The sequence below is a fragment of the Planctomycetota bacterium genome (assembly GCA_016125255.1).
Lineage (GTDB): Bacteria > Planctomycetota > Phycisphaerae > Phycisphaerales > Zrk34 > RI-421.
In genome coordinates this window covers 1-10,557 of record WGMD01000004.1, presented here as the reverse complement: position 1 = coordinate 10,557, position 10,557 = coordinate 1, and the positions used below count along the sequence as shown (strand labels likewise).

Below are 10,557 nucleotides of genomic sequence, written 5' to 3'. Positions count from 1 at the left end.
GGTTGACAGAACGCCGCCCGCCGGTCCGAGGCGAGAGCAGTAACCGCTTGCCGCAAGGTGCGTTGGGGTCGCGGCTTGGTCGACTGACGCATCGCTAAACAAAAACCCCAGCCACTTGTTTGTGACTGGGGTTAGCTCCCCAGGAGCAACCCTTGTCGGAACACTCTCACGTTTTGCTGGCATCGAGGCTACCCGGCCATCGCAATTTTCTGAGCATCATAGCACATCCTTGTGTGACGTGAGACAGGGGGCCGGCCTCGTCCGGGGCAGCACTCGCTGCCGGACGGCGGGCAGTGTAGTCTTGCGAACATCGGCGAAAAACAGATAATATCCGCAGCACTGAAGAAGACCGGCAAGGATGCCTTTGGAGCAGCCCATGGCGGCCAAACACGGCGAGATCATGACGATGGACGAGCTTGCGGAGTACCTGAAGATCTCCAAATCCACGCTCTACAAGCTGGCGGTCGAGAACAAACTCCCCGGCACGAAGATCGGCAAACGCTGGCGGTTTCACAAAGACGCCATCGACGAGTGGGTCAAGCGCGGTTCCGGTGCGCCGACCGGCGAGGACAAACCATGAAGGAGCTGATCTTCATCAGCAGCGTGCAGAAGGAACTGACCACTGAGCGCCGGGCGCTGAAAGACTATATCCAAGGGGATGCCCTTCTGGGGCGGTTCTTCGAGGTATTCCTGTTCGAGGATATGCCAGCCTCTGATCGCCGCGCCGATGAAGTCTATCTCAATGAAGTGGATCGCTGTGACGTGTATCTGGGGCTTCTGGGCAATGAGTACGGCTATGAAGACGACCAGGGGTTCTCGCCCACAGAGCGCGAGTTTGACCAGGCTACCGCAGCCGGAAAACAACGCCTGATATTCGTCAAGGGCGACAAGGACTCCGCGCGCCACCCGAAGATGCAGGCGCTCGTGCGCAAGGCTGGGAACCAACTCATCCGGCGACGATTCGGAAGTATTCCCGAACTAACCGCACTCGTATACTCCAGCCTCGTCGAATACCTGGTTAGCGCCGGAACCGTCCGCACACGTCCATTCGACGCGGCGGCCTGTCCCGACGCCACGCTCAATGATCTCTCCCGCAAGAAGGTGCAGGAATTCCTTGCCCGCGCCCAAGCCGAGCGCAACTACCCTCTCGGTCCCCGAACCTCCACTGAGAAAGCCCTGGCCCATCTGAACCTCCTCGACCATGGGCGGCCCAGCCATGCCGCCGTCCTACTTTTCGGCAAACAGCCTCAGCGTTTTCTCATTACCTCAGAGGTCAAGTGCCTCCAATTTCACAGCACCACGGTAGCCAAGCCGATCCCGGATTACCACATCTACAAAGGCACGGTGTTCGAGCTGGTGGACCAGTCGGTGGCTTTCGTGATGTCGAAGATCGCGGCGGCGGTCGGCACCCGCGCCGAGAGCACTCAGGCTCCTGTAACCTATGAACTCCCGCCAGCGGCCGTCGCCGAGGCCATCGTTAACGCTGTCGCCCACCGCGACTATGCCTCCAACGCCTCCGTCCAAGTCATGCTCTTCGCCGACCGGTTGGAGATTTGGAACCCCGGCGAGCTGCCGCCGTCACTCACGCCCGAGTCCCTACGGCTCCCCCATGCCTCGATTCCCCGCAATCCGCTCATCGCCGAGCCGCTTTTCCTCACGCGGCACATTGAAAAGGCGGGAACCGGCATCCTGGACATGATCGGTCTCTGCAAAGCCGCCAAGCTGCGTGCGCCCGAATTCCGACAGGAGAGCGGGCAGTTCATCCAGACCCTCTGGCGGCCCTTGCAAGCAGCACCGACCCAGTTACCGACCCAGTTACCGACCCAGTTACCGACCCAGTCGGCGACCCAGTCGAGCGACCCGGTCGGGCGTCTCTTACAGGCCCTTGAGTCCGGGGAAAAATCGGCGGGAGAACTTCGCGAGCTGCTTGGAATTAAGCACAGGCCAACGTTCCGCGAGAACTACCTTCATCCCGCCATGAAACATGGGTTCATCGAAGCCACCCGCCCCGAGAAGCCCACTAGTCGCCTTCAGAAATACCGGCTGACCAACAAGGGCCGGACCCGCATGACCAAGGGGCGCGGCAAATGAACACCGCATACCACAGCCAGTATTGGGCGCACGCCTTGACCCTTCGTGGGTCAGGGGGCGACATTGCTGCGCTGTCGCGGTCCATCGCCAACGCACGGGTTGATCTGAATCCGCACCAAATCGATGCCGCGCTCTTCGCCGTTCGCTCGCCCTTCACCAACGGGGCTATCCTGGCCGACGAGGTTGGCTTGGGAAAGACGGTTGAAGCGGGCATTGTGCTTTCGCAGAGATGGGCCGAGCGCCGCCGTCGCATCCTCATCGTCGTGCCCGCCATGCTCCGTAAGCAGTGGCAACAGGAGTTGAGCGAGAAGTTCTTCATCTCGTCCGACGTTCTGGATTCCCAAGTGGTCGGGCGTCTGCGGAAGAATGGCGGCGGCAATCCCTTCGACCAGAAGGACAAGGCTGTCATCTGCTCGTACAACTTCGCCGCCGCCAAGGCCGCCGCTGTAGCACAGGTGCCATGGGACATGGTGGTGATCGACGAGGCCCATCGTCTGCGGAATGTCCACCGCTCGCGTACACGGCTCCAAAACAATCCGGCCGCGCAGAAGACGATGGCCCACCGCATCACAGAGGCGGTCGGCAAGGCACCCAAGCTCTTGCTCACCGCCACGCCGCTGCAGAACTCGCTCCTGGAGCTATTCAGCCTTGTCAGCGTGATTGACCCGCACGTCTTCGGCGACGTGGCGTCATTCCGAGAGCAGTTCATCAACAACAACGACGAACTGAGCCGAAACGTCCAACTGAAACAGCGGATCGCATCTGTTTGCACCCGCGCGCTGCGCAAGCAGGTGACGGAGTACATCCCCTTCACCAACCGCGTCCCGATCACCCAGGAGTTCTTGCCGACGGACCAGGAGCAGGCCCTCTACGACGACATCACGACCTACCTGCAACGAGAAGTGCTGTATGCACTGCCCGCCAGTCAGCGGCAACTCATCACAATGGTGCTGCGAAAGCTGCTGGCCTCGTCCACCTTCGCCATTGCCCGGACGCTTCGCCGACTCGCGGATCGCCTCGAGAATCTTCGAGATCGACTCGACCTGCTTGATGATGAGGACTTGGAAGGCATTGACGAACTGGCCGACGAGTACGGCGAGGATGCCGAGGCGGACGTGGAAGAAGAAATCGACCCGGAGCAGTTGAAAGGCGAACTGGAAGACCTGAGGCGATACGCCGAGCTTGCCGCCAGAATCGCCCACAATGCCAAGGGTGACGCCTTGCTGCCCGCCCTCGGGACCGCGTTCGCCAAGGCCCAAGTCCTCGGTGCGCCCCGCAAGGCCGTCATCTTCACCGAGTCGCGCGAGACCCAGACCTACCTCTACGATCTGCTCGTCGCCAACGGCTACGATGGCCAGGTCGCCACGATCAATGGCACGAACAACCAGCCTCACCACGGCGAAATCTACCAGCGTTGGCTGGCCAAGCACCAGGGAACAGATCGCGTCACCGGCTCCCGTGCCGTGGACATGAAGGCGGCCATTGTTGAGCATTTCCGTGATGAAGCCACGATCCTGATTGCCACGGAAGCAGCTGCCGAAGGTGTCAACCTTCAATTCTGCTCGTTGGTCGTCAACTTCGACCTTCCCTGGAACCCGCAACGCATCGAGCAGCGCATCGGCCGTTGCCATCGTTACGGCCAGAAGCACGACGTGGTCGTCGTCAATTTCCTGAATCGTCGCAACGAGGCTGACAAGCGGGTTTACGAGTTGCTCAGCGAGAAGTTCCGCCTATTTGACGGCGTCTTCGGTGCCTCGGATGAAGTGCTGGGCGCGTTGGAATCCGGCGTGGACATCGAGCGTCGTATCGCCGAGGTCTACCAGACCTGCCGCACGAACGCCGAGATTCAGGCCGCCTTCGACACTCTACAGGCGGAACTGGACGCCAAAATTCAGGCACGCCTGGCCGCGACCCGTCAGGCGTTGCTGGAACACTTCGACGAGGACGTGCGATCCCGTCTCAAGATCAGCCGCGAGAAAACGCTCGAATGCCTCTCGCAGCGGGAACGATGGCTGCTCGATTTGACGCGGGTTGAGCTTGACAGCCAAGCTCAGTTCGACCCGCAGATGCCGCGTTTCCTTTACACAGGCGACACTTCCGAGGGCGAAGCTCGACACGGCTGGTACAACCTCGACTGGAAGGCCGCCGAGACTGCGGATGAGCATTTCTACCGCCCGGATCACCCCTTGGCCTTGCGCCTTATCGAGCGCGCCATCGGCCGCAAGCTGCCTGTCGCCGAGATCACGTTCGACTACACGAACCACCCGTCCAAGATCAGCGTGATTGAGCCGCTCGTCGGGCAGTCCGGCTGGCTGGAGGTGTCCAAGCTCACCATATGCGCCGTTGAAGTGGACGAGTTCCTGGTCTTCGCCGCCAAGACCGACCACAAGCAGGTCCTCGACGAGGAGATCTGCCGCAAGCTCATGTCCCTCCCCGCAACGCTCGGCCCTGAAGCCACGGACACCCCCGACTTGGCCGAGCAGCGCAAGGTCGAGGTCGCGGCCCGCCTGGGCGAGATCGACACGCGCAATGCCCGATTCTTCGACGAGGAAGTCCTCAAGCTCGACCGTTGGAGCGAGGACCTCAAGCTCTCGCTGGAACACGATATTAAGGAACTGGACAAGCAGGTTCGCGAGCTTCGTCGGACGGCAGCCCTTGCCCAATCATTGCAGGACAAACTCGCCCATCAGAAACAGATCCGTGAATTGGACCGGCGTCGCAACATTAAGCGTCGGGAGCTATATGACGCTCAGGACGCCATCGATCAACAGCGCGAAGAACTGATCGGCAAGATCGAGAAGCAGTTGAAGCATACGAGTACCGTCCACGCTCTTTTCACGATCCGCTGGAGAATCCAATGACTGGAGTCCCTGCCATGCCGAGTGCACCCGCACCTCCCCAGAGTCCCAACGATGTTTTGGCATCGCAAGTCACCGACGCTCTGGTTGCCGCAGGGTTGATCACCGCGGCCCACAAGGGCTCCCTTCTCTCCAAGCTGAAAACAGGCGGTGTCAAGCAGGAGGACTGGAACCTCTGGGTTGACATGGCCACTGCTCCACAGGCCGCTTCCGGGGAGGCCAACGATGAGTAAGCCTATCACCAAAATTCAGATGACCGGCTTCCGTGGCGCGATCGGAGCGTTCGAGTTGGACTTCGATCCGAAGAAAGACTTCACGATGCTCTTCGGAGAGAACGGTTCGGGCAAGTCGTCTATTCTTGACGCTATGGATGTCGTCTGCCGTGGGACGAACGGATGCCTTGACGGGGTGAGTGTCGGGCAAAACCCAGGCAAGTACCTCTGCGCTTTGGGCACCCCGCCCGCAACGCTGAAGGTCATCATCCATTCTGATGGCGAAAGCTGGACAGGCACCATGCGGCGCAGTGCCATCAATGTGGCGGGGCCTGCGGTCAAACCAAAGGTGAAGATTCTTCGCCGCAACGCCATCCTCGAGCTGGTTTTGGCGCAGCCGAGCGAGAGGTACAAGGCGCTTCGTCATTTCATCGACATTGCCTGTGTCGAGCAATCCGAAGGCACACTTCAGCAGAAACTGGACGACACCAATCGGGCCATCACAACGCTCATTGGCGACAAGGACCGGATGGCGACGCAGCTTGAGGGGCTTTGGACTGACGAAGGTCGGCCGGGTCCAGGACAGACGGCGATGGCATGGGCAGAGCAACGGGTAAACACCGGTATCCAGGGGCTCAACGACAAACTTGCGCGACTGAAGGAAGTCGTCGAAGCCGTTGCTGCCGCGACTGCTGCCAAGACCGAATACGAAACGCGGAACGAGAAGCACTCGAACGTGGCAGGCCAGCTAGCTGAGGTCAACCAGCAGATTGCCAACGCGCCAAGCCTGAGTTCGACGACAGCCGTTCAGCTACTCGAATCTCTGGAGAAGGCCAAGGCATACATCGAAGCCGAAGATTCGCTGGACAAGTGCCCGACATGCCAACGGCCGATGGGGCGAGATGAATTGCTCGATATCGTCAACCATGCATCCGAGCAGTTGTCCGAGTTGAAGACTCTCACCGACAACCGGCAGCGCATTCAAGGATGGGTGAACACCGCCGCATCCCATCTTGAGGAAGCCACAACCAAGCTTGTCGAGGCGCTGAAGAAGGTCCAGGAGGTCGTACAAGCTGGCGATGTGCCAGAACTCGTCGCGCTAAACGTCGCCTGGCCAACGTGGGAGCAGGCAACAGATAACATGGAGGCGCTGGTCGCAGTCTGTAGCCAACTTGAGCCAGTTCAGACAACGCTCGAGCAGCAACGTGATACCGCTCAGCGTGATGTCAACCAGTTCAATTCCATCAAACAGTGGTGGAACGGCATCAAGGAGGCCAATGAGAAGATGGCCGACCTAGATCGCATCCGGAAAGGCCTGAAGAAAGCATTCGACATCGTCCATGAGAAGCGTGTGGCATTCACGCAAAGCATTCTGGATGGCATCCGCCAAGAGGCCGACCGCCTGTTCCAGGCAATCCATCCCGACGAGAACATCGGGCTGGAACAGTTAAAGATGGAAGAGGAACGCAGGGGGTCGGTCAGTCAGACCGGCGTCTTCCACGGGCACACCGACATCCCACCCCAAGCCGTCTTTAGCGAATCCCATCTGGATACGCTCGGTTTTTGCGTTTGGCTGGCGCTGGCCAAGCGGGAAGCCCCGGACCAGATGATCCTCCTGATCGACGATATTTTCTCCTCCGTGGATGCCACACACCTAGGCCGAGTGATTGATTTGCTCAGCGCCGAGGCCCCGAACTTCCTCCAAGTCGTCGTCGCCACGCACTACCGGCTCTGGTGGGACCGTTGCCAGAACGCCCAGGGAATTCAGCGTGTCCATCTTGGGCGTTGGTGCGCCACGAACGGAATCGCCGCCCAGAATATGCCGCGCGTGCTCGACGAACTCCGGGCCAAGATCGGCGAAGCCGTGCTGGACCGCCAGGCGGTGTCCTCCAAGGCGGGTATCTTGCTCGAAAGCATTCTGGACGATCTGACACTGCTCTACGAGTGCTCGCTCCCCCACAACAAGCTGAACCTCTACACCCTCGGAGCATTGCTGAACGGTTGCAGCAAGTTGTTCTCGAAGCACAACCTCACGGTTACGGTCAACGACAACTGGAACGCGGATGGCCAACCGGAGAATTGGCAGGCCACTGCGTCCAAGGCGGCCTACGACAGAGTCAATGGCCTGCAGTTCATCCGCAATCAAGTCGGCTGCCACTTCAACACGCCGGGCATGGAAATCCCCGATGGCGATGTGCGTGATTTCGGCACCGCCACGATTGCACTGGTGGAAGCGCTGACATGCCCCAACTGTGGGGCGCTGGCGACAAAGACTGCAAACGATGGAACCCACCTGCGGTGCTCCTGTCCGAAGAAAGCGGCCCGTATGACGCCGGTGGTGATTCAATAGGAGATAGTCCGACTCCCATGAAAGGACTGCTATGGCTATGACGTGGAAAACGAAAATGATGTCGCCGACGAGCCTTCATCTCGACACGAAGAATCCTCGTCTCGGCCGAGAGCACTCCGCTCGGGCCCCCCGCGAGATAATCCAGTACCTCTTTGAGCATGATAAGGCGATGGAGGTGGCTGAGAGCATCGCAACTCGCGGGTACTTCCCCAATGAGCCGCTTCTGGCTGTTAAGGAAGACGGACGACTGGTTGTGGTTGAAGGCAACCGCCGCCTCGCGGCGCTGAAGGCGTTGCGCGAGCCTGCATTGCTCGAAGGCAAGCATGAGCGGCAGGTCGAGCGACTGGCCCGTCGCATCGTAGACCCCAATATGATCGCCAGCGTTCCGGTGACGATTGCCCCCAGCCGCAAGGAGACCGATCGTCAGATCGCGGGCCGACACGTCGGCACACCGGTGCTGGCATGGCGGGCGGAGAATCGTGCGAGCTTCATCCTCGACAAGCTTGCTGAAGGATACGACAACGATGCTCTTCGTGACGAGCTTGGATTCTCGGTTGCGGATATTCAGGAGGCTCGCCAAACCAGGGCGGTAGCCGACATGGCCAGATCCCTTGATCTCCCAGAGGAGGTAAAGGCGAAGCTTGATGGTCCAACGGCAAAAGTGTTCACAACCCTTGAACGAGTCTTCGACTCGTCCGTTGGTCGTGAATATCTGCATGTTGATACCGACCCTGAGCATGGATTGCGGGGTAATACCACCAAGAAGGAATTCCTTCGCGGATTCGCCAAGCTGGTCACCGATGTGGCTTTGGGTAAGCAGTCTTCCCGCACCTTGAACACCAACGACAATATCCGCGCGTACTTCGAGGGATGGGCCGAAGAGGAAAGGCCGAAGAAGAAACAAGGCTCATTCGTGCCATCGGACATCATCAAGGGCCCGTCGGTGTCGGCGAAGCCGACTGTCAAAAAGGCGACGCTCAAGGCGTCCAAGACGGATAGCAAGACGGTTCTCCCTCGCGATCTGAAACTCCGACACGGCTGCGAACGGCTAAACGACATCTGTCGTGAGTTGAAGAAGCTCAAGCGTGAGGAATACCCCAATGCTGGAGCAGTGCTGTTGCGGGTGTTCCTTGAATTGTCAATCGTAGATTGCCTCAAACGCCTCGGAAAGCTGGAACCGTTGGTCGCCCAGCTCAAGGCATCTGGAAAACTCAGGCACTCAGTGCCAACACTTAGCCAGTTGGTTCCTGAGATCAAGGCCATCGCCAAATCTCGGTTGGCCGGCGCAGCGATGAACAAGATCAACAAGGCGCTGTCTAGCGATAAAGACGTTCCCTTCAACATTGGCGATCTCAATGCGTTTGTGCATGACAGTGATTTACCTAGCGCAAGGGACATTCAGCAATTCTGGATACGAACGGAGCCTCTCTTTCGGCTGATGCTGGAGCAGGACTTGGAGGACGACGCCCAATGAGAACGTCCAGCCCTCTTCGTTATCCTGGTGGCAAGGCGTCTATGACCGGCTTGCTTGCCGGTATTCGGTCGATCAACCAGCTTGGTGATCGTGCCATTGCTGAGCCCTTTGCGGGTGGTGCTGGCGCATCTCTGTCGCTGCTATATCGAGAAGATACCCCCGAAATTCACATCAACGATGCCGACCCCGCCATTCACGATTTTTGGTGGACGGTCGTGAATCGTCCCAGGCCGTTCTTGGCGATGCTACGTTCTTCGCGCGTCAGCATGGCAGAATGGCGTCGCCAGCGTGAAACGTACCGATGCTCAAGTGGTGTCTCTCGCCTTCGCAGAGGATTCGCCGCATTCTACCTCAATCGATGCAATCGCTCAGGGATCATCATGAATGGCGGTCCCATCGGTGGTGTCAAACAAACGGGCAAATGGAAGCTTGGCGCAAGATTCAACAAGTCGGAACTCGAAGCGCGATGTACGAAGGTTTCGGAGTACGGCGGGCGGATACGCGTTTCACAGATGGATGCCCTCGAATTCATCGGCGGGCGGGATCATGATAGTACGTTCTTCTTCATTGACCCGCCCTATTACGCCAAGGGAGAGACGCTGTACTTGAACAAGCTCGACCATCCCTACCACGAGCGGCTTGCCGACCAACTGCGACGCATGGAGGACGCAGCTTGGGTATTGACCTATGACGACTGCCCTGAGATACGCGGCATGTATGCTGGCTGGGCCAGCATACATCCATTTTCGTTGCGATATGCCGCCTCCGAGCGGCGACGCGGAAGAGAGATACTTATCACGCCACGATGGATGCAACTCCCGGAGGAGCAGGCATCGGCCGCGATTGAATGGTAAACGGTTAGGAATCAAGCATGGCGAAAAGCAATACACGTTTGGAACTGACTTGGATCGGCAAGGAGAACCGGCCGAAGCTGGAGCCGCGCGTTCTGATTGAGGACGCGGGCAAGTCGTACCATGCCGCGCGGCGGGTCAGCGAGAACGACCTCTTCGACAACCGGCTGATCTTCGGCGACAACCTCCTGGCCCTCAAGGCGCTGGAGCAGGAGTTCGCCGGCAAGATCAAGTGCATCTATATCGATCCGCCGTATAACACTGGGTCAGCGTTCACGCACTATGACGACGGGGTCGAACACTCCCTCTGGCTATCGTTGATGCGAGATCGACTGGAGATTCTTCATCGACTCCTGACGGAGGATGGATCGATCTGGGTGAACTTGGACGACAACGAACATGCCTACGCCAAAGTGGTGCTCGATGAAATATTTGGCCGAGTGAATTTCGTGGCGAATATCATCTGGCAAAAGACGCACACACGAGAGAATCGAACGGATATCTCAACAGTACATGACAATATCCTGGTGTTTGCCAAGGATCGCCTGAAGTGGCAGATGATCCGCAATCCCTTACCAGCTTCTGAAGCACAGTTAGGGCGGTACTCGAATCCAGACAACGACCCTCGCGGTGTTTGGGCATCACTCCCCGCTCACGCCAAGGCGGAGAAAGGGCGCAGGCAGGCACAGTTCTTCACGATCACGACTCCGTCAGGGCGAGC

General features: G+C 58.9%; 7 protein-coding genes. All 7 read left to right on the top strand.

The window, feature by feature from the left end; translation table 11 throughout:
* Window positions 1–376: 376 nt before the first annotated feature.
* Window positions 377–580, top strand: a complete 204-nt coding sequence (locus GC162_06190) for a helix-turn-helix domain-containing protein (GenBank protein ID MBI1368227.1) — start codon at window positions 377–379, stop codon at window positions 578–580.
* A complete protein-coding gene (locus tag GC162_06185) occupies window positions 577–2,091 on the top strand; it encodes a DUF4062 domain-containing protein (GenBank protein ID MBI1368226.1) in 1,515 nt (504 codons plus the stop codon). The genes GC162_06190 and GC162_06185 overlap by 4 nt, the downstream gene beginning before the upstream one ends.
* Entirely contained in the window at window positions 2,088–4,952 is a 2,865-nt protein-coding gene (locus GC162_06180; GenBank protein ID MBI1368225.1) for a DEAD/DEAH box helicase, read from the top strand. Before GC162_06185 ends, GC162_06180 begins: the two co-directional genes overlap by 4 nt.
* 222 nt (window positions 4,953–5,174) lie before the next feature.
* Complete coding sequence (locus GC162_06175) at window positions 5,175–7,511, top strand: AAA family ATPase (protein ID MBI1368224.1); 2,337 nt, start codon at window positions 5,175–5,177, stop codon at window positions 7,509–7,511.
* A gap of 37 nt (window positions 7,512–7,548) precedes the next feature.
* Complete coding sequence (locus GC162_06170; GenBank protein MBI1368223.1) at window positions 7,549–8,985, top strand: hypothetical protein; 1,437 nt, start codon at window positions 7,549–7,551, stop codon at window positions 8,983–8,985.
* A complete protein-coding gene (locus tag GC162_06165; GenBank protein MBI1368222.1) occupies window positions 8,982–9,839 on the top strand; it encodes a DNA adenine methylase in 858 nt (285 codons plus the stop codon). Before GC162_06170 ends, GC162_06165 begins: the two co-directional genes overlap by 4 nt.
* A 17-nt stretch (window positions 9,840–9,856) precedes the next feature.
* The coding region (locus tag GC162_06160; protein MBI1368221.1) for a site-specific DNA-methyltransferase at window positions 9,857–10,557 on the top strand (701 nt) is incomplete at its 3' end.